At 71.9% G+C, this 20,662-nt stretch carries 12 protein-coding genes; 9 read left to right on the top strand and 3 right to left on the bottom strand.

Features of this window, described 5'->3' with window-relative positions; translation table 11 throughout:
• The first annotated feature begins 20 nt into the window (after positions 1-20).
• The 6 genes from M1203_RS05155 to M1203_RS05130 all read left to right on the top strand — a co-directional run bounded on the left by M1203_RS05155 (position 21) and on the right by M1203_RS05130 (position 12,934).
• Positions 21-1,946: a serine/threonine-protein kinase gene (locus M1203_RS05155; protein ID WP_249948287.1), complete on the top strand. Its 1,926-nt coding sequence runs from the start codon at positions 21-23 to the stop codon at positions 1,944-1,946.
• Between the two features lie 312 nt (positions 1,947-2,258).
• Positions 2,259-5,591, top strand: coding sequence for a serine/threonine protein kinase (locus tag M1203_RS05150; RefSeq protein WP_249948286.1), 3,333 nt, complete (start codon positions 2,259-2,261; stop codon positions 5,589-5,591).
• 130 nt (positions 5,592-5,721) lie between these two features.
• Positions 5,722-7,551, top strand: coding sequence for a serine/threonine-protein kinase (locus M1203_RS05145; protein ID WP_374401935.1), 1,830 nt, complete (start codon positions 5,722-5,724; stop codon positions 7,549-7,551).
• 42 nt (positions 7,552-7,593) lie between these two features.
• Positions 7,594-9,243 (top strand): serine/threonine-protein kinase, encoded by a 1,650-nt coding sequence (locus M1203_RS05140; protein ID WP_249948285.1) that lies wholly within the window; start codon positions 7,594-7,596, stop codon positions 9,241-9,243.
• Positions 9,244-9,363: 120 nt separating this feature from the next.
• Positions 9,364-11,001 carry a succinic semialdehyde dehydrogenase gene (locus M1203_RS05135; protein WP_249948284.1) on the top strand — a complete coding sequence of 546 codons (1,638 nt, stop codon included), beginning with the start codon at positions 9,364-9,366 and terminating at the stop codon, positions 10,999-11,001.
• Between the two features lie 79 nt (positions 11,002-11,080).
• A complete protein-coding gene (locus M1203_RS05130; protein WP_308404835.1) occupies positions 11,081-12,934 on the top strand; it encodes a GMC family oxidoreductase in 1,854 nt (617 codons plus the stop codon).
• A gap of 118 nt (positions 12,935-13,052) precedes the next feature.
• On the opposite strand, the gene M1203_RS05125 is transcribed toward M1203_RS05130, so the two are convergent.
• Together M1203_RS05125 and M1203_RS05120 are read right to left on the bottom strand one after the other, a co-directional pair.
• Positions 13,053-14,135: a hypothetical protein gene (locus tag M1203_RS05125; protein WP_249948283.1), complete on the bottom strand. Its 1,083-nt coding sequence runs from the start codon at positions 14,133-14,135 to the stop codon at positions 13,053-13,055.
• 474 nt (positions 14,136-14,609) lie between these two features.
• Positions 14,610-14,930 (bottom strand): chorismate mutase, encoded by a 321-nt coding sequence (locus M1203_RS05120; protein ID WP_374402110.1) that lies wholly within the window; start codon positions 14,928-14,930, stop codon positions 14,610-14,612.
• Positions 14,931-15,239: 309 nt separating this feature from the next.
• Between M1203_RS05120 and guaA the strand changes: the two genes are divergently transcribed.
• From guaA to M1203_RS05105, 3 genes are all read left to right on the top strand, one after another.
• Positions 15,240-16,826 (top strand): glutamine-hydrolyzing GMP synthase, encoded by a 1,587-nt coding sequence (guaA, locus tag M1203_RS05115; RefSeq protein WP_249948281.1) that lies wholly within the window; start codon positions 15,240-15,242, stop codon positions 16,824-16,826.
• 166 nt (positions 16,827-16,992) lie between these two features.
• Complete coding sequence (locus M1203_RS05110) at positions 16,993-18,258, top strand: hypothetical protein (protein WP_249948526.1); 1,266 nt, start codon at positions 16,993-16,995, stop codon at positions 18,256-18,258.
• A 391-nt stretch (positions 18,259-18,649) separates the two neighbouring features.
• A complete protein-coding gene (locus M1203_RS05105) occupies positions 18,650-19,168 on the top strand; it encodes a DoxX family protein (RefSeq protein WP_249948280.1) in 519 nt (172 codons plus the stop codon).
• 156 nt (positions 19,169-19,324) lie between these two features.
• Here the strand turns inward: M1203_RS05105 and M1203_RS05095 are convergent, their stop codons facing one another.
• Complete coding sequence (locus tag M1203_RS05095) at positions 19,325-20,656, bottom strand: PspC domain-containing protein (protein ID WP_249948278.1); 1,332 nt, start codon at positions 20,654-20,656, stop codon at positions 19,325-19,327.
• Positions 20,657-20,662: the final 6 nt, after the last annotated feature.

Genomic DNA, 20,662 nt, shown 5'->3' with positions numbered 1-20,662 from the left:
AGGGATCGCAGAGGGGACGCATGTCGCAGTCGGAGCAGTCGCGGGACACGGCGCAGGAGCCCCAGCAGGACGCGAGGAAGAGCGCCGACGGCACTCCGGAAGGGCGCCTGCTCGCGGGCAGGTACCGGCTCGGCGGGGTGCTGGGGCGCGGTGGCATGGGCACGGTCTGGCGGGCGCTCGACGAGACGCTCGGCCGTACGGTCGCGGTGAAGGAACTGCGCTTTCCCTCCAGCATCGACGAGGACGAGAAGCGCCGGCTGATCACGCGCACACTGCGCGAGGCCAAGGCGATCGCGCGGATCCGCAACAACGGCGCGGTGACGGTCTATGACGTCGTGGACGAGGACGACCGGCCCTGGATCGTCATGGAGCTGGTCGAGGGCAAGTCGCTCGCCGAAGCCGTCCGGGAGGACGGGCTGCTGACGCCCAGGCGGGCCGCCGAGGTCGGGCTCGCCATCCTCGATGTGCTGCGCTCCGCGCACCGCGAGGGCATCCTGCACCGCGATGTGAAGCCGTCCAATGTGCTGATCGCCGAGGACGGACGCGTGGTCCTCACCGACTTCGGTATCGCCCAGGTCGAGGGCGACCCGTCGGTCACCTCGACCGGCATGCTCGTCGGCGCCCCCTCGTACATCTCGCCGGAGCGCGCCCGCGGCCACAAGCCAGGACCCGCGGCCGATCTGTGGTCGCTCGGCGGTCTGCTGTACGCGTCGGTGGAGGGCTGCCCTCCGTACGACAAGGGCTCCGCCATCGCCACGCTCACCGCCGTGATGACCGAGCCGCTGGACCCGCCCAAGAACGCGGGCCCGCTCGAAGAGGTCATCTACGGGCTGCTCGCGAAGGACCCCGAGCAGCGGCTCGACGACGCGGGCGCGCGGGCGCTCCTTCAGGACATCGTCGACGCGCCCGAGCAGCCCCGGGGGGCCGCGGAGCCGGCGGCGGACGCCACCCGGGTCGTGCCGCTGCCGCCGGTGCCCGGCGAGGCCCCGGCCGCGCGGTCGGCGTCGGGTTCCGCCGGGGACGCGGACCGGGTGCGCGGCGCGCTGCGCTCCGTACGGAACGCGGCGGCCGGCAGGCCCGAGAGCCGGCCGGCTCCGGAGCCCGCCGTTCCGCAGCGGCCCGCGCCCCCGCGCGCGTCGCTCACCGATGTGGTGCCCCGGCGCACGCTGGTGATCATCGCGGTCGTCGCCGCGCTCGCGCTCATCTCCACCGTCCTGATCGTCGCGCTGAACGGGAACTCCGACGACTCATCAGGAAGCAACCAGGGCAAGGACTCCTCGACCGCCTCGGCCGGGGCCACCGCCGATGAGGACGCGCCGGGCGACGGCACGGGGCAGAGCCCGGCGCCGGACGCGAGCGCGGCGGGGGACGGCAAGGGGGACACCGCCGCCACGAACGGGCAGGGGTCCGGCGATTCCGGTTCCGGTTCCGATCCGTCGGGCGACTCGGGCGGGGGCAAGGAGGGCGGCGGAAAGAAGGGCGGCGCGCTGCCCGAGGGCTACGCCAAGGTCTCCGACGACCGGTTCCACTTCTCGATGGCGATGCCCGAGGGGTTCCACAGAACCGGCATAGCGGGTGCCAACTCCGGCGGCATTTTCAGCGAGGACGGCGAATTCCCCAGGGTCCAGGTCGACTTCAACGACAGCCCGACCGATGACGCGGTGGCCGCATGGCAGGGGCTCCAGTCGGCGGTCCGGGGCAGTAGCGACAACTACAAGCTGCGTGGGATCAAGAAGGTCGACTACAACGGCTATCAGACCGTCGCCGACTGGGAGTTCGAGCGCAACCAGAACGGTGAGCGGATCAGGGTCCTCAACCGGGGCTTCAAGATCGACGCCAAGCGCGGCTACTCGATCATGGTCAGCTGCGAGGCGAGCGAGTGGAACGACTCGGAGTGCGAGACGCTGCGCAAGACGGCGTTCGAGACATTTGAGCCGACGGCCTGAGCGGTGGCCTGAACGACCGTCCGGGTCGGCTGTCCGGGTCGGCTGTCCGGATCGGCGGTCTGAATCGGCCGCCTGAAATGCCGACGAGCCAGTGGGCGGAGCGATGAGTTCCGGGCGCTGTGGTGGGTAGTTCGGCGTACGAGAACCGAACGTTACGCAGCGGGTTGCCGCGACCCGGCGGCATGTTGGCCCGCGGCCACGTATCGTGAGAGCTCGCGAACCGTACGCATCCACAATGAGCCGGTAAACGACCGGAATTGGCGGTTTCGCGGGTCTCCGGGACCGGGAGACGGCATGTGGTGGGGAGGCGTTGTGGACGACTACGCGGGACGGGTGCTTGCCGACCGCTATCGCCTTCCGTTGCCACCCTCCGATGAGTACGACCTTGTCGAGACCCGCGCCTTCGATACGTACAGCGGGCAGGAAGTCCTCGTCAGGCAGGTGCCGTTGCCGGAGGTCGTGGACGCGGAGGTGGTGGACGCGGACGGCGTCGCGGCGCCGCGCCGGACCTCGGGGCGCTCGGCACGCAGGCATACGGATCCGGCGGTGCGACGGGCCATCGAGGCCGCGCAGAGCGCCGCCCAGATCCCCGATCATCCCCGGCTCGACCAGGTCTTCGACGTGTTCGCGGAGGCCGGTTCGCTGTGGATAGTGAGTGAACTGGTCGCGGCCAGACCGCTCGCCGCGCTGCTCGCCGAGCGCCCGTTGAACCCCTTCCGGGCCGCCGAGATCGCCTCCGATGTGCTGACCGCGGTGCGGGTGGTGCACGCGCACGGCTGGACGCACCGGAACATCACCGTCCGTACGGTGCTCGTCTGTGACGACGGGCGCGTGGTGCTGACCGGGCTCGCCGCGGGCGCGGCGGAAGAGGCGCTGTGCGGATACGCGCCGGTGCCCGAGCCGCCGGACCGGTTCGAGGAGCCGGACCACCAGGGGCAGCGGGCGCCCCACGGACTCCATGAGTCACCCGGACTCCATGAGCCCCACGGACTCGACGAGGCCCACGCGCCGCACGAGGAGCTGGGGGCGCAGGGGCAACAGGGCTCCTACGAACAGCTCGGACCGCCCGGACAGTACGCGGCGACGGAAGGGCCCTCCGGCTCGCCGACGGCCTCCCTGCCGTACGACCCCGGGCCGACGGCGGGGGTGCCCGGCGCGCCGGGCCGCGCCGCGCTGGGGACGGGCCGGGGCGGGGACAGCCCCTACGACGACGGCACCTCGTCCGGTACGTCCGGCGCGATGCCGCGTCCGCATCACGGCACCCCCGGCATCCCGGCGCCGTACGGCGGTCAGCCGGCGCTGCCGGGCGGGAGCGCTTCCGGCGACATCCGCGCCGCGCGCGCCGGAGCCATCGCCGCGTATCGCGCGGGGGCGCGCGCCGCCGCGCGCGCCACGGAGGACCAGGGCTCCGGTGCGAGCGGTACGAGCAGTACGGGCGTCCCGGCCGTTCCGGGAGCCTCGGGCGGTACGGGGGTTACTGGTCTCCCGGCGGGTACGGCGGGTACGGGGGGTACGACCACCGGTTCGGGTGCGCAGGAGCCTCCCCGGAGCGGCCCCGGCACCGGCAGCGGTCCGCAGGGTGCGAGCCTCGACCCGGACTGGTGGGCGCGGCCACGCACCTTCGCGGACACGGACGCCGACGCCGAAGCCGACGAGGACGACGACCCGCCCACCCCCTACCGCCCTCAGCTGGCCGGTGTCTGGCGCGACGGCCCGGCTCCCTGGAACGACGCGTCGGGCTCCGTACCGGCCGGCGGCAGCGGCAGCCCGTACGGCCCCGACTCGGCCGGCCCCTTCGGGGGCGGCTCCGGCGCGCGCGGCGACGGGCCGAACGCCGGTGGTACGTCAGCCGGTGGTACGTCCGGCCTTCCCGCGCTGCCGCCCGGCGGCTCCGGTGCCGGTTCTGGCACCGGTTCAGGTGCCGTCGTGGCCCGCGGCGGCGACACCCCCTACTCCGGACCCGGCAGCGACAGCGGGCGAGGAAGCGGCAACTGGCAGTCCGGTGGAGCGCGCGACGCGTTCCGCGCCGACTCGCAGCGGCAGTCCGCCCAGCTGCCCGCCGTCACCGGGCAGGGCGCGGGCGCCGGGCGCTGGGACGAGATAGTCGCGAGCGGCTCCCTGCCCGCGTACCGCGGCCCCGCCACGCCGCTCGCCGCCGAGCGCGCCCGGCAGGCCCGTATCGCGGTCGTCGGCGCCGTCACCGAGCGCTGGGCGCCCGAGCAGGCCGGTCCCGTCCACGAGAACTGGCAGCTGGCACCGCCCATCGGGCCCGCCACCGACCTGTGGGCCCTCGGCGCGCTGCTGTACCGCGCGGTGCAGGGCCATGCCCCGTACCCCGAAGAGAGCGCCATCGAGCTGGTGCAGCTCGTCTGCGCCGAGCCGCCCGCCTTCGCCGAGGAGTGCGGACCGCTGCGCCCCGTCGTGGAGTCGCTGCTGCGTCAGGACCCCACCGAGCGCCCGGACTTCGAGGAGCTGCGCGGCTGGCTGCGCTCGCTCGTGCGGTCCGCGCCCGAGCCGGAGGCCGGTCTCGATGTCGTACCGGTGCCGGCGGACGAGACCCGGCTGCCGATCGTGCGCCGCCGGGGCGAGCTGGTGCGCCGTCGCCGCGGGCGCGGCCGTGACCTGGGCGGACGCCACCGCCACAAGAAGGGCAAGGAGCGCAAGGAGAAGGGCGGCCGGGGGGCCGGTCTCGACGAGCGACGGAAGTACGAGCAGGAGCACGGGCACGCGCTCGGGGCCGACGCGCTCCAGGACGGCTCGGAACGCGAGATCACGGAACGGCTGGACAGCCTGCTGGACGGGCCCGAGCGGACGGCGGGACCGGAGCGGTTCGACAGGACGGACCGGTCGGAAAGGTCCGGCAGGTCCGGTCGGTTCGACAGTTCGGACAGATTCGAGAGTGCGGACAGGTTCGAGAGCGCGGACAGGTTCGACAGGGCCGAGAAGGGCCCGGGGCGCGGCCCCCGTTCCCTCGGCCGGAACCTGCTCATCCTGATCCTGTTGATGCTCGTGGCGGCCGTCGTCTACGCCGTGATGTTCCTGCCCAAGGCGGAAACGGGGCAGCAGGGCCAGAGCGTCGGTGAGGCGGGTCCCAGCTCGTCCGCCGCGCCGGAATCACCGGCTCCGGGCAATTCGGGTTCGGCCCCGCCCAATGCCTCCGCGCCCCAGACCTCGGGATCCGACGCCAGTCTCGCCGACGGCTATGTCCTGCGTACGGACACCGAGGGCTTCCGGATCGGGGTCGACAAGAGCTGGCAGCGGCGCCCCATCAACGACAGCGGGCAAGTCCGCTACGTCGGGGGCGACTTCACCCTGATCGTCGTTCCCGGCCGGGACAGCGTGGCGGAGAACGGCGACGACCCGATCGCCTACCAGCGCGACACGGAGCGGGAGCTCCAGCCGTTCCGTGACTCGTCCTGGTCCAGCGCCTCCGGTGTACGCCGGATCGATGTGGGTCGGCAGGCCATGGCGGAGGGCCAGTACACCTGGACGGACAGCAGCGGGCGCGCGGTGTTCGTACGGAATCTCGCGATGATCGTCGACGGCCGGTACCACGTCATCCAGGTCATCGGACCGGACGGGCAGCGGGACAAGGTCGACGAGATCTACCAGCAGGCGACCGCCGCCTACCGGACCACCCGCTGAGGCAAGAGTCCCAACTTGTGCCCCGTACAACGCCGGTTACTCATCACAGTGCGGTTTCCGTGACCGACCCGAGGTTCCTTGTCCGTATGCCCCCTCCGTAATCTGTGATCCCAAGGATCGGGGCTGGGACGTGGAGCACATACAGAGCACGGGGACGAGCGCGGGCGCGGGCTCGGACAGGGACGCGAGCGGCGCGGGACCGCTGCTCGCCGGGCGTTACCGACTCGCCGAGTGCATCGGCCGCGGCGGCATGGGCAAGGTGTGGCGCGCGCATGACGAAGTGCTGCACCGGGTCGTCGCCATCAAGGAGTTGACCGCGGGGCGGTATGTCTCCGAGGCCGACCGGGCCGTACTGCACCAGCGGACCCAGAAGGAGGCACGGGCCGCCGCCCGGATCAGCCACCCGGGTGTCGTCACGGTCCACGATGTGCTGGAGCACGACGGCCGGCCGTGGATCGTCATGCAGTACGTCGACGGCCCCTCGCTCGCCGACGCCGCGAAGGAGTCCGGCCCGATCGGCTACCGCGAGGCGGCCGGAATCGGTCTCGCGGTCCTTGACGCGTTGCGCGCGGCGCACGCGGCCGGGGTGCTGCACCGCGATGTGAAGCCGGGCAATGTCCTGCTCGCGCGCGACGGCCGGGTGCTGCTCACCGACTTCGGGATCGCGGCGATAGAGGGCGACTCGACCATCACCAGGACCGGTGAACTCGTCGGCTCCATCGACTATCTGGCGCCCGAGCGGGTACGGGGCGGCGATCCCGGCCCCTCCTCCGACCTCTGGTCGCTCGGTGCGACGCTCTACACGGCGGTGCAGGGGGTCTCGCCGTTCCGCCGGAGTTCCCCGCTGACCACCATGCAGGCCGTGGTGACGGACGAGCCGGACCACCCCGGCCAGGCGGGCCCGCTCGCGCCCGTCATCGCGGCGCTGCTGCGCAAGGACCCGGACGGACGGCCCGACGCGGAGCGGACCGAGCGCATGCTGCGCGATGTGTCGGAGGGCCTGACGGCCGCCGGGCAGGACGAGCACGCGACGACGCGTCATCTGCCGTACGGAGAACGGCAGTCGGCCACCTCGCAGCTGCCGCCCGCCGGGCCCTCGCAGCCGCCCCCCGCCGGGCCGTCCTTCGCGCCCGCCGAGTCGGGCCCCGCGCACGTCGGCACCGGCCCGGCGTACGTCGCCACCGGCCCCGCTTCGGGCTCCTCCCCGACCCTGCCCGCGCCCTCGGCCGCGCCCTCGGGCCCCGCCCGCCGGGGCCGTTGGCGTACGACGGTGGTGGCCGTGGTCGTCGCGGCGGTCCTCGGCGGTGGCATCGGCTTCGCCTTGCTGAAGTTCGCCGGTGACGGTACCCCCGCCGGCAACGCGGGCGGCAGCTCCGCGAACGACGCCACGAAGGGCGGTGGCCAGGCCGACGACACGGCCGACGACACGGCCGACGGCGCGGCGGGCGACACAGCCGGCGATACGGCGGGCAAGGGAGACACAGGCAGCGAGACCGTGCCCGAGGGCTGGACCCGGGTCGAGGCCGAGGAGGGTTTCAGCCTCAACGTCCCCGAGGGCTGGGAACGGCAGACGAACGGCGACCAGATCGACTACACCCCGGACAACGGCCGTCATCTCATCCGGATCAGCGTCGGCTCACCCGACTTCGACACTCCGTACGCGCACATGCTGAGCATGGAGAAGACCGTCCAGAAATTCCCGGACTACCTCAGGCTCGAACTGGCCCCCAACGCCTACCGCGACAAGGCGAAGGCCGCTCTCTGGGAGTTCACCTGGACCGAGAAGACCGGGCAGCCCGGCAAACGGCACGCGATCGACCAGATCTACTTCTCCGACGACAGCGCCACGGAGTACGCGATCTACATGGCCGGTCCCGAGGAGGACTGGGAGACGACGCGCAAGCAGTTCGACGCCGTACTGCGCAGCTGGCAGGCGCCACCGGGCGATACCGGCCAGTGAAACGCCGCGCGAGCGCGGCCGGACTTCGTGAGGATCACGTACATGACCTACGACGGGGGACGGGTGAACGAGCCCACGAGCTATGAACTGAGACCGCCGGACGTGCCGCAGGCGCCACCGCAGGTGCCACCGCAGGCGCCGCCGGGGGCGCGGCCACCCGCCGCCCACCCGGCCGATCCGGCCACCCGCCGCCTGCTCGGTGGCCGCTACCGGCTGGTCTCCCGGCTCGGACACGGCGGAATGGGCACGGTCTGGCTGGCACACGACGAGGTCGTGGACCGCGAGGTGGCGATCAAGGAGCCGCGGGTCCCGGACAACGTGGCCGAGCGCGACCGGGACCGCGTGTACGTGCGGATGCGGCGAGAGGCGCGCGCCGCCGCCAGGATCGAGCACCCCGCCGTCGTCACCATGCACGATGTGGTGATCGAGGACGCCAAGCCGTGGATCGTGATGGAGCTGGTGCGCGGTCGGTCGCTCGCCGACCGGCTCCAGGAGGGCACGCTCGACCCGCGCGAGGCGGCCAGGATCGGACTCGCCGTACTGGACGCGCTCACGGCGGCCCACGAGAACGGCGTACTGCACCGTGACGTCAAGCCGGACAATGTGCTCCTCGGCCGCGGAGACCGGGTCGTCCTCAGCGACTTCGGGATCGCCCAGGTCGAGGGCGAGCAGGGGCTGACCGAGACCGGCGCGTTCGTCGGCTCGCCCGAGTTCATCGCGCCCGAGCGGGTGCTCGGCCGGCAGCCGGGGCCGGAGTCGGACCTGTGGTCGCTGGGCGTGGTGCTGTACGCGGCGGTCGAGGGCATGTCGCCGTTCCGTCGCTCCCATGTCCCCGCCACGCTCCAGGCCGTGCTGTCGGCGGAGCCGCAGATGCCCGCGCGCGGCGCGGGGGCGTTCGGCACGCTCGTGATGGGGCTGCTGCGCAAGGACCCGGCGGCGCGGCCGGACGCGGCGGAGATCCGGGCGGTCCTGGAGTCGGAGGCCCGCCCGCCGGCCGGGGCCCGGCCGTACGCGGGGACCGGCCCCGAGGCGTCGGCCACGGGCCTCGGCGGCTGGGTCCCGCCGGTGCTCCGGCGGAGCCGTCCGGCGCGGTACGGGCTGGGCGCGGGGGTGCTGGCCGTGGCCGCCGCCCTCGTACTGATCCTCGTCAACCCCTTCGGCGGCGACGAGCTCCCGGAGGGCTGGGGGGTCCGTCCGGAGAACGAGATTCTCGGCGCGAAGGTCTCTGTCCCCGGCGACTACCGGCGCGAGCAGACGACCGATGACACCGGTGTCACGTACTACGACCCCAGCGGTGTCTTCGGCATCTTCATCGAGCGGAAACAGCTGCTGCCGGACAGCGATCTGCTGGAACCGAAGGCGGACGTCTGGAAGAGGCACTACGAGCGCGGTGGTGAGAACGGCACGGAGATCAAGGACGCCGAGGTCACCACCAAGGATGTCGAGCACCAGGGCAAGCCGGGCTTCGAGACGGTCGTCGACTTCACCGACTACACCGATTCGGACGACTTTCCCGTCCGCCACCGCTGGCACGAACTCGTCATCCCCGGCAAGGACAACACCTATCTGCGGCTGAGGGTGGCCATGCCCGCGGAGGGAGCGGCCGTGCGGGACGGCGAGGAACTGTTCTCGGACGTCGTCGGTCATCTCGTCGTCGAGGAGTCGGGGGCCGCGTCGGCGGGGGCCTCCTGACCTCGCCGTAGCCGCTGATCAGGGGATATCTGCCAGCGATCACTGGCGTGATATGAGCGCTCCGGGAAAAGGTGTTACCGCCGGGTATCCAAAGTTTCGGATGCGGCATACGCTCGGCCCATGACGGACTCGCAGGCACCCACCGCCCCCTCCGCCGCCCCTCCCGGTTCCCTCGGCACCAACCCGGTGGCCACCGCCCCGGCCGGAGTGCGCACCGCGGCCGATGTGGTCACCCCCGAGGTGGTCGCCCGGCTCATACGCGGTGTCGTCGGCTCCGGCCGTACCGAGAACCACGCCCCCTTCACCGGGGAGCGGCTGGCGGTCCTGCCCGAGTCCACGCCCGAGGACGTGGTGACGGCCTTCGAGCGCGCCCGCGCCGCCCAGCCGCTCTGGGCGGCGCTGCCCATCAGGCAGCGGGCCGCGGTGCTGCTCCGCTTCCACGATCTGCTGCTGGAACGCCAGGCCGAGGTGCTCGATCTGATCCAGCTGGAGACCGGCAAGGCCAGGCTGCACGCGCACGAAGAGGTCCAGGGGCTGGCCGTCGAAGCCCGGCACTACGGCCGGGCGGCGGCGTCGTATCTGCGGCCGAAGCGCCACACCGGCGTCGTGCCGACCCTGACGAAGGTCACCGAGCTGCGTCAGCCGCGCGGTGTCATCGGCCAGATCGTGCCCTGGAACTACCCCTTGGAGCTGTCCGCGGGCGACGCGCTGCCCGCGTTCGTGGCGGGCAACGCCGTCGTGATGAAGCCCGACACCGAGACCGCGCTCACCGCGCTGTGGGCCCGTGATCTGCTGATCGAGGCCGGGCTGCCGCCCGAGGTCTTCCTGGTGGTCCTCGGCGAGGGCCCGGTCATCGGCCCGGAGGTCGTCAGGCACGCCGACTACGTCTCCTTCACCGGCTCGACCCGTACCGGCCGCGAGGTCGCCAGGGGAGCCGCCGACCGGCTCGTCGGCGTCTCGCTCGAACTCGGCGGCAAGAACGCCATGCTGGTCCTCGCGGACGCCGACGTCGAGAAGGCGGCGGCGGGCGCGGTGCGCGCCTGCTTCTCCTCCGCCGGCCAGCTCTGCATCTCCATCGAGCGGCTGTACGTCCATGACTCGGTCGCCGATGTGTTCCTCCAGCGGTTCGCCGCCCGTACGAAGGCCATGCGGCTCGGCAACTCCCTCGCGTACGGCGCCGACATGGGCTCCCTGGTGGGCGAACGCCAGCTGGAGACGGTCACCCGCCATGTCGAGGAGGCCGTCGCCAAGGGCGCCACGGTCGTCGCGGGCGGGGTCGCGCGTCCCGACATCGGGCCGCTCTTCTACGAGCCGACCATCCTGGACGGGGTCGACGCGCCGATGGCGGTGTGCGCGGAGGAGACGTTCGGCCCGGTCGTCTCCGTCTACCGGTTCAGCGACGAGGACGAGGTGGTCGGCCTCGCCAACGCCACGCCCTACGGCCTCAACGCGAGCGTATGGACGAAGGACTCCCGGCGCGGCCACGCGATCGCGGCCCGGCTGCGTACCGGCACGGTCAACATCAACGAGGGATACGCGCCGGCGTACGGCAGCGTGCGGTCGCCGATGGGCGGCATGAAGGATTCCGGTCTCGGCCGGCGGCACGGCGCCGAGGGGATCCTCAAGTTCACCGAGGCCCAGACGGTCGCGCAGCAGCGGATCCTGCCCATGGCGCCGTCCTTCGGGATGGACGACGAGAGGCACGCGGCTCTCATGAGCCGCAGTCTGCGGATCATGAAGGCACTGCGGCTGCGGTAGTTCCCGACGCGATGGTTCGTGACGCGGTGATTCGTGACGCGGTGGTTCAGCACACGGTCGTTCTCAATGAGGAGAGCCAGTGGCACAGGACAGCCATGCCCGGAAGCAGAACGAGAACCACGACGAGTCGCCTCACGACGACCGATACGACGACGCGGTGTACGACTACGACGTGATCGTCGTGGGCTCCGGCTTCGGCGGCTCGGTCTCCGCGCTGCGGCTGACCGAGAAGGGATACCGCGTCGGCGTCCTGGAGGCGGGCCGCCGCTTCACCCGCGCCACCCTCCCCAAGAACTCCTGGGACCTCAAGAACTATCTGTGGGCCCCCGCGCTCGGGCTGTACGGCATCCAGCGCGTCCATCTCCTCGGCAATGTGATGGTGCTCGCGGGCGCCGGGGTCGGCGGCGGCTCCCTCAACTACGCCAACACGCTGTACGTACCGCCCGCCGCGTTCTTCGACGATCCGCAGTGGGCCGCCATCACCGACTGGCAGCGGGAGCTGAAGCCGTACTACGACCAGGCGCGCCGCATGCTCGGCGTACGGCTCAACCCGACCATGACCCCCTCGGACGTCCATCTGAAGGCGGCGGCCGAGGCGATGGGCGTCGGCGAGAGCTTCCATCTCGCGCCGGTCGGGGTCTTCTTCGGGGACGGCCGGGACGCCGACGGTACGGCGAAGACCCCGCCCGGGGCGGCCGTGGACGACCCGTACTTCGGCGGGACCGGCCCCTCGCGCAACGCCTGCCGGCAGTGCGGCGAGTGCATGACGGGCTGCCGGCACGGCGCCAAGAACACCCTCAACGAGAACTATCTGTATCTGGCCGAGCGCGCCGGGGCGGTCGTCCACCCGATGACCTCGGTGGTCGCGGTGACGGAGGACGGGGAGGGCGGCTTCCGCGTCACGACCGTCCCCACGCGGGTGCGCGGCAAGGGCCGCCAGAAGGGCCGGGCGCGCGTCCTGCGCGCCCGCCGGGTCGTGATCGCGGCCGGTACGTACGGCACGCAGACCCTGCTGCACACCATGCGGGACCGGGGACTGCTGCCGCGCCTCTCGGCCCGGCTCGGCGAGCTGACCCGTAGCAACTCCGAGGCCCTGGTGGGCGCGGGGACCGACAACCGGCGCTACCGCGCGCGGCACGGCGAGGCGAAGGCCGACTTCACGCGGGGCGTCGCCATCACGTCCTCGATCCATCCGAACGACACCACGCATATCGAGCCGGTGCGTTACGGCAAGGGCTCCAACGCCATGGGCCTGCTGACGCTCCTTCAGGTGCCGTACAGCGAGCGGCGGGTGCGGAGCTGGCTCGGGAACGCGGCCAGGCACCCCCTGCTGACGCTCCGCTCGCTCTCCAACCGCCGCTGGTCGGAGCGGACCATCATCGGCCTCGTCATGCAGTCGCTGGACAACTCCCTGACGACCTACCGGAAACCGGGCGGCGTGGGCAAGGGACTGCTCACCGCGCGCCAGGGACACGGCGCCCCCAACCCGAAGCAGATACCCGAGGCGACCCGGGCCGCGACGCTGATCGCGGAGGAGATCAACGGCTTCGCGGGCAGCAATGTGGGCGAACTGATGGGTACGCCGCTGACCGCGCACTTCCTGGGCGGCTGTGTCATCGGGGCCTCGGCGGAGGAGGGCGTGATCGACCCGTACCACCGGCTGTACGGACACCCCGGCATCTCGGTGGTCGACGGCTCGGCGGTCTCGGCGAACCTGGGGGTGAACCCGTCCCTGACGATCACGGCCCAGGCCGAACGCGCGATGTCCTTCTGGCCGAACAAGGGCGATCCCGACCCCCGCCCCGAGCAAGGGGCCGCGTATGTCGGACAGGATCCGGTCGCGCCGGTGTCCCCCGCGGTGCCGGAGGAGGCGTTCGGGGCGCTGCGGCTGCCGTTCGTGGCGATGCCCGAGGTCCCGCCGAAGCGGGCGTGACGACCGCCGGGGTGCAGCGAGGCGCTGCACCCCCCTCCGAGTGCAGCGCCTCGCTGAGCCTCTGTGTGACGTGGCGTCCTGTCGTGCGTCCCTACGCGTGTGTACGCCTGCCCGCTGTTTACGCGGCGGCGTCGCTCCTGCGGCGCTTCATCGCGAACATCACTCCGGCGCCCGCCACGATGGCGATGCCACCGGCCATGCCGATGACGGGAACCACCGAGGAGGAGCCGGTCTCGGCGAGGTGCCCCTGCGGCTTGATCTCGGTGTTGCCCGCCGGCTTGGCGGGGATGGGCTTCTTTCCGCCTTCCTGGGGCTTGGCCTCGTTCGGCTTGCCCGGGTCCGTACCGGCCGCGACGATCTCGAACTCGTAGAACGACTCGTCGTCCGAGGAGACGCAGTTGCCCTCGTCGTCGGCGTAGACACCGACGCTGAAGGCGTAACCGAGCCCGGCCGGGGCGGATTTGGCCACGCTCAGACGCAGGTCGACGGAGAACGACTCCTTCGCCTTGAGGCCCGTGTAGCCGAGATAGCCGGAGCCCTCGTCCTCCTCGTCCAGGGAGATGGGGGTCCAGACGCCGGACTCGGGGTCCTTGTACTGGAGCGTGAGGTAACCGGTGTTCAGGTCCCAGGACTTCTCGTCGATCTGGAACGCGAAGACGCCGAGGTCGACGCGCTCGTAGTCGTGCTCGCTCTTGTTCGAGACATTGAGCTGGAAGGACTGGAAGCCGCTGCCCGCGACAACCCGCTCCGGCAGTCCGGAGAGGCTGGTCCGAAGCTGGTCGTCGAAGATGCCCTCGTCGGTGTCGACGCACTCGACAGGGCCGTCGCTCGGCTTGTCGCCCGGCTCGTCGCCCGGCTTGGCCGTCAGGTCGGACGACTCGGGCGCCGGCTTGGAGGGCTTCGTGTCCTCCGCCTCGAAGGGCTCCGTCCCGGGCGCGGGGGCCTCCTCCTCGGACCTCGCGCCTTCTTCGCCCGCCACGGGGGCCTCGGGGGTCTCACCGGCGGCCGGCGGGGGCACGCTCGTCCCGGTGGTCTCCGCCCCGGTGGGCTCAGGCGACTCGGGGACCTCGGGGGCCTCGCTCGTGGCGGGCGGCGGGGTGCTCTCGCCGTCGGTCGCGAAAGCGGCCGGGGCGGAGAAGAAGGCGGCGGGGGCTATGACGGCGGTCGCGGCGGCGACGGCCATGGCACGGCGGAGCTTCATGAAGACCGACCTCAGCGAAGTACGGCACACCGCCGGGGGCGGTGCGAGTCGTGGGGCCCTCCCAAGATGTGGGGTTCACGGGTGAGGCCGTTGATTTCGCAAGCAAGACCTGTGACGTGCGGGAATGGTTGCCGCGTCCTTCACAGAATCTTTAAGTGGTCTGTGTCACAGGGATCTCACAGGAAGGGCGGTCGGTTCCGGGCGTCCCCGGAGCCGACCGCCCATGGGTGACCGGGCTGCTGTCCCCTGCCGACCGGTCACGGACACCGGGGCGAGGTCCCACGACGCACCTGCGGTACGTCGCACGCCCCGGCGGAGCCACGCGTGGCTTTCCTCAACTTCTCTGCACGCTCGCCGCCCCTGGCTGGGCACGGACGCACGGTCCAACGAAGGCCCGCGGGACCCGGTCACGCGCCGTACGGGTGAGAGCGGCACCCGAACTCAGATGCGGCAGGGCGCGGCCCACGGCCTGGCTCAGACACGGCCCCGGCTCAGCTCAAGCAGGGTCATCGCCAGCGCCGTACCCGGTTTGCCGAGGGCTTCCCGGTAGCGGCCGAGGATCTCCATCTCGCGGGAGAGATTGACGCGACGGCCGCCGGAGGAGATCCGGGCGTCCTGGATGACGGCCGAGACCGCCATCCGTTCCTGGACGAGGCCGATGATCCGGTCGTCCAGCGCGTCGACGCGTTCGCGCGCGTCCGCGATGAGCGTGGCGGCCTCTTCGGTACGGGCGCCGGTGTTCTCCGTGACAGTCATGCGGGGTTCCTCTTCGGGGGAGTGGTCGGGAAGCCAGATGTCCCGGCGGCCACAGGGCCCCGAACGCGACAGACGCCCCGGGCCTTGTCGGCCCGGGGCGCCTGGGAGGTCGCTTGTCAGCTCAAGCAGCACGACCATGGCAGCCGGACGGGCCGGTGCCATAGGTAAAGACGAAGGTCAGCTGCGTGTGCATGGGGACAGTATGGACCCCGCGCACCCGGGCGCGGCAACGCGGGTTCGGATGGTGAGACGAGAAGGCGTCCCGGGCAGGTATGCGCCCGCCGTTAGAATTGGCAGCACGACATCCCACGTTCGTTCATCGTTCCATCACCGCCGGAAGGCCGCCCCGTGCCAGCAGCACCCCCCGCCGCCGCTCCCGACGTCGTACTCGTCGTCGACTTCGGCGCGCAGTACGCCCAGCTCATCGCCCGCCGCGTGCGCGAGGCACGGGTCTACAGCGAGATCGTCCCGTCCTCGATGCCGGTGGCCGAGATGCTGGCCAAGAACCCCCGGGCGATCATCCTCTCCGGCGGCCCGTCCTCCGTGTACGCCGAGAACGCCCCGAGCGTGGACCGCGCGCTCTTCGAGGCCGGCGTCCCCGTCTTCGGCATGTGCTACGGCTTCCAGCTGATGGCGACCTCGCTCGGCGGCACCGTCGACAACACGGGGGCGCGGGAGTACGGCCGTACGGAGCTGCGGGTCTCCCAGACCGGCTCCACCCTCTTCGCGGGCACCCCGGCCGAGCAGTCCGTCTGGATGTCGCACGGCGACGCCTGCTCCGCCGCGCCCGCCGGATTCACCGTCACGGCCTCCACCGATGTCGTACCGGTCGCCGCGTTCGAGAACGACGAGAAGAAGCTGTACGGGGTGCAGCACCACCCCGAGGTCATGCACTCCACCTACGGCCAGCAGGTACTGGAGCACTTCCTCTACCGCGGCGCCGGTATCGAGCCGACCTGGACCACCGCCAATGTGGTGGACGAGCAGGTCGCCCTCATCCGTGAGCAGGTCGGCACCAAGCGCGCCATCTGCGGGCTGTCGGGCGGGGTGGACTCGGCCGTGGCCGCCGCCCTCGTGCAGAAGGCCATCGGTTCCCAGCTGACCTGTGTGTATGTCGACCACGGGCTGATGCGCAAGGGCGAGACCGAGCAGGTCGAGAAGGACTTCGTCGCCGCCACCGGCGTACAGCTCAGGGTCGTCGACGCCGAGGAGCGCTTCCTCACCGCGCTGGCCGGGGTCTCCGACCCCGAGCAGAAGCGGAAGATCATCGGCCGTGAGTTCATCCGGGTCTTCGAGCAGGCGCAGGCCGAGATCGTCGCCGAGGCGGGCGCGGACGGCGAGGATGTCGCGTTCCTCGTCCAGGGCACGCTGTACCCGGACGTGGTCGAGTCGGGCGGCGGCACCGGCACCGCCAACATCAAGTCGCACCACAATGTCGGCGGGCTCCCCGACGACATCGAGTTCGAGCTCGTCGAGCCGCTGCGCAAGCTGTTCAAGGACGAGGTCAGGATGGTCGGCCAGGAGCTGGGGCTGCCGGACGAGATCGTCCAGCGCCAGCCCTTCCCGGGCCCCGGCCTCGGTATCCGGATCGTCGGCGAGGTCACGCGCGAACGGCTCGATCTGCTGCGCGAGGCCGACGCGATCGCCCGCGAGGAGCTGACCGCGGCCGGGCTCGACCGGGACATCTGGCAGTGCCCGGTGGTCCTCCTCGCGGATGTGCGGTCCGTGGGTGTGCAGGGCGACGGGCGTACGTACGGCCATCCGATCGTGCTCAGGCCCGTCTCGTCCGAGGACGCGATGACCGCCGACTGGACGCGGATGCCGTACGAGGTGCTGGCGCGGATCTCCACGCGGATCACCAATGAGGTCGCGGAGGTCAACCGCGTGGTCCTCGATGTGACGAGCAAGCCGCCGGGCACCATCGAGTGGGAGTGACGGGCCGGGCGCCCGCAGCGTCCGCACCGTAACGCTCGTCAACACCGTAACGCTGTTGTCACCCGCCCGGACCGCCCCTACGGCGCGCGGGTTGCCCTCCGTGCGGCAGAATTCCCTTGCGTTGCAAGGAAGTTCGGTGGACGGGGCGGGGAAGGCGGCGTTCGGCGTGGCGGTGCAAGAGGCGAGGCAGGGCGCGCACGGCGGAGGCTGCACGTGCGGGGACTGCCCGCACGGAGCGCGGGAGGGGCACCGACGGGCGGTGGCCGCGTTCCTGGTGAAGCGGGACGAACTGGCCGCGGGACAGGGGCTGCCCGCCGCGGTGGCGCACTCGGCGGGGGCCTCCCGCCAGTGGGTCTCCGACGAACTCACCCAGTCCGCCAACGCGGTGGCCGACCGCAGCCGTGAGGCGGGCGACGCCTGGCTGCACGCCGTCTGGCGGCGCACGCTGCTGATCGTGTGGGGCGGGGTCGCCCTGCTCGCGCTGGTCCAGTCCGTGACCGCGATAGGGGCCGGCTGGACGCTCGCGCGTACGGCGGGACTGCTCGCCGCCCTGGTCGTCGCCGGGCTGCTGACCACCGCCGCCCGGCTGCACCGCAGCCGCGGCGGCCTGCTGGCGCCGCTCATCGGCGAGGACAACCGGCTGTCGACCTCGCGGACCGTCGCCTCCGCCTGGGTCCTGCTCGCCGTCTTCGCCGTGCTCGTCCTCGCGCTCCAGCTGGCCGGCGCCTCGGGCCCCGGCCGGCGCGACGAGCTGATCGCCGGCCTCGAACTGGCCCGGGGCGCGGGCCTGGTGACCGTACTGGCCGTGGTGTGCGCCATCGCCGTGGTCGTACGCCGCGTGGTGGCCGTGCGCGTACTGGGCCAGCGGCTCCAGAAGGTACGGGCCGCGCGGCCCCGGCTGGCCGATCTGCTCTGCGACGACGCCGGGCGCGGCAGCTTCACGGATGTGCAGTACACGCTGGTGAGCGCCGTCGCCGTGGTCTTCTCGGCGGTCCGGCTGGCCCGGCGGCCCGAGCAACTGCCCGATCTGCCCTGGGCGCTGGCGCTGCTGGTCGCGGTCTCCGCCGCCACCTACTTCGCGGGGAAGTACGCGGAGGGCGGCCGGCCGGTCGTCCTGTCGGTGGTACGGGCCAGGGAGGCGGGCGATCTGGACGCCCCGATCCGCACCGGCGACGACATCGAGATCCGCGGGGCCGGTTTCGTACCGCCGGGCGCGGGCACCCCCGACCGGCTGGCCCGGATGGTCGTCAGGATCGGCGCGGTCCATGTCCATGTCCCGCTCGTGCCGGTCCCAGGCGGCTTCGCGAATCCGTCGGACACCTCGCTGACCGTGCCCGTACCGGTGGATGTGGAGCCGGGCCCCGTCGAGGTGCAGGTGGTGACGGCGGCCGGAATCGAGACCAACCGTGTGATCGTCGAGGTCATGGACTAGGTCCTGTCTGACAAATAGCGCCGTCCGCCCGGAGGGCGGGGCTCGCGGCGTCTGGTGCGTGCGATCGCAAGGCGGAGGGTCTCCCCAGTACTGGACGTACTGGGGTGACCCGACAACGCGGCGAGCGCGCGTGCCAGGCGTCGCGAGCCAGGCGGGATTTGTCAGACAGGGCCTAGGTCCTGTCCGTCCGGGTCGTCCGGGTCGTCCGGGTCAGGTACTGAACGTATCCGGCCGCATGCTGTTCAAGGTCTGTTGAAGACTGTCCGATTCCGACAGGCTGTTGGCCGGTTCACTGAGTGCCGGACGTGTCCTGCTGCGTATGCATGGACAAGGCACGCGGGGACAGTCGCCCTCGCGGCAACGGCGCGGGACACGGAGAGGCGGACCGGCGATGGCGCACGGCTACCGGACGGACACCTACGGGCGGCTCGGCGGCGAGCGGACGGGTTGGCGCGAGAACGCCTCGCGCTACGCCCTTCTGCCGCTGCGGATCTTCCTCGGCGTCACCTTCATCTACGCGGGGATCGACAAACTGACCCAGAGCGGATTCTTCTCGGCGACCGGCGCGGGGTCCGTCGGCGAGATGATGCGTGCCGTCCGGGACAGCTCGGCCGTCCCGGCGCTGGTGGATCTGGCGCTCAAGAGCCCCTCGGGGTTCGGATACGCCATCGCCATCGGCGAACTCGCCGTGGGACTTGGCACCCTGTTCGGCGTGCTCGGCCGGCTCGCCGCTTTCGGCGGCGCGCTGATCTCGCTGAGCCTGTGGCTGACGGTCAGCTGGCAGAGCACGCCCTACTACTACGGCAACGACCTCGCCTATCTCATGGCCTGGCTTCCGCTGGTGCTCGCCGGTGCGCCGGTGTTCTCGCTGGACGCCGTCCTGGCCGACCGGCGACGGCGTATGCGGTAGTGCGTCCAGGCCACCAGGGCCGCCAGACAGAGACCGTCCCAGACCACGACGAGGGACATGTACCACGGTGTGTGCCAGAAGTCGGCCGCGTCTCCCGCGTAGGTGACGGCCGCGCCCAGCACCGCCAGGCCCGCGACCAGCCGGCCCGGCCTGAACTCATGACGCAGCACGGGTCACCTCCACCTGGCCGAGGCCGACTTCGAGATCCAGCTCCAGCGTGCCCGCCGGAGCGGATCCGGCGCGCGGCGACAGAGTGCGCTCGCGCGACTGGTTCGGGGAGATGTCCACATCGTTCGGTGGCTCCCTGGGGAGCCGGACATCCCCGAGTCCGGCCGTGGCACGTACCTTCACGGTCGCTCCTTCCGGTACGACGACTTTGAGCTGCCCGGCGCCCACCTCGGCGGACGTACGGACCGTCTGGCCCTCGGGTACGGCGAAGCCGGTCAGATCGAGAGTGCCGATGCCGGAGCCCAGTCTGTACCGGGGCTCCACGGACGCGACCGAAGCCGGGGTCCACTGCTTGCGGCCCCAGTCCGTGGTGATGTCCTTGGGCACCGCCGCGCTCGCCGCGAGCAGCCCGGCGGTCACCACCGCCAGAAAGATCGTGCCCAGGCCGGTCCGGCCCAGGAAGCTGCTGACCACCATCCCGAGACCGAAGACCGCGAGCGCGGCGGCCAGACCGATCTGCAGGCTCGTACCGAACGGCCGGCTGTCCCACGTCAGGCCCGTGCCGAGCCCGCCCGCCACCAGGGCGAACATGAGTACCGTGCCGCCGATCCCGTTCGGACCCCGGGGGCGTGGCACCCGTGACAGCAGCGGGGTCGCGCCGTCGCCCCGCCCCGTACCCTCCTCGGCGGCATCCCGCGGACCCCATAGATAGGGGGCGCCGGCGGAGCGGCCCGTGGTGCCGTCCTTGACGATCGGGTCACGCCACCACGAGGAGGTGCCGCCGGGTGTCGGCGGTGCCATGGTCTCGGGGGGCGCCTCCGGCGCGGCATGGGCGCCCGCGGACGCGGCGGTGGCGCCGTCGGAGGCGATCTGGCGTCGGCGCTGCGACCAGACGGCCGAGCCCGCGACCGCGACCGACAGCATCACGGCGAAGGAGAGCGTGCCGTCGTTGCCCAGCGTCGACAGGAGCAGTCCGCAGCCGACCAGCGCGATCAGCACCGCGATCAGTGACGAGCCGTCGACCCGGCCCGACAGCAGCCTGCGCAGCTCGTTCTCGTCCTCGCCCTCCAGCGGTACGAGGAGCCAGGCGAAGGCGTAGAAGATCAGCCCGATGCCGCCGGTCACCGTGAGCACCCCGATCACGATCCGGAAGATCACCGGGTCGATGTCGCAGTACCGGCCCAGGCCGCCGCACACCCCGGCGACCATCTTCTGCCGGGGGCTGCGCCGCAGGTCCTGGGAGAAGGGACGGGACGGCGCGGGGCCGGGGGCCGACGCCGGGGGCGGCGCGGCGGGCGGCACGGGAGGCGGCTGGGTCATACATCC

Source organism: Streptomyces sp. 35G-GA-8 (genome assembly GCF_023534745.1).
In the GTDB taxonomy this organism is placed as follows: Bacteria; Actinomycetota; Actinomycetes; order Streptomycetales; family Streptomycetaceae; genus Streptomyces.
The sequence above is the reverse complement of the archived record's forward strand: the minus strand, read 5'-3'. Positions and strand labels throughout refer to the sequence as shown.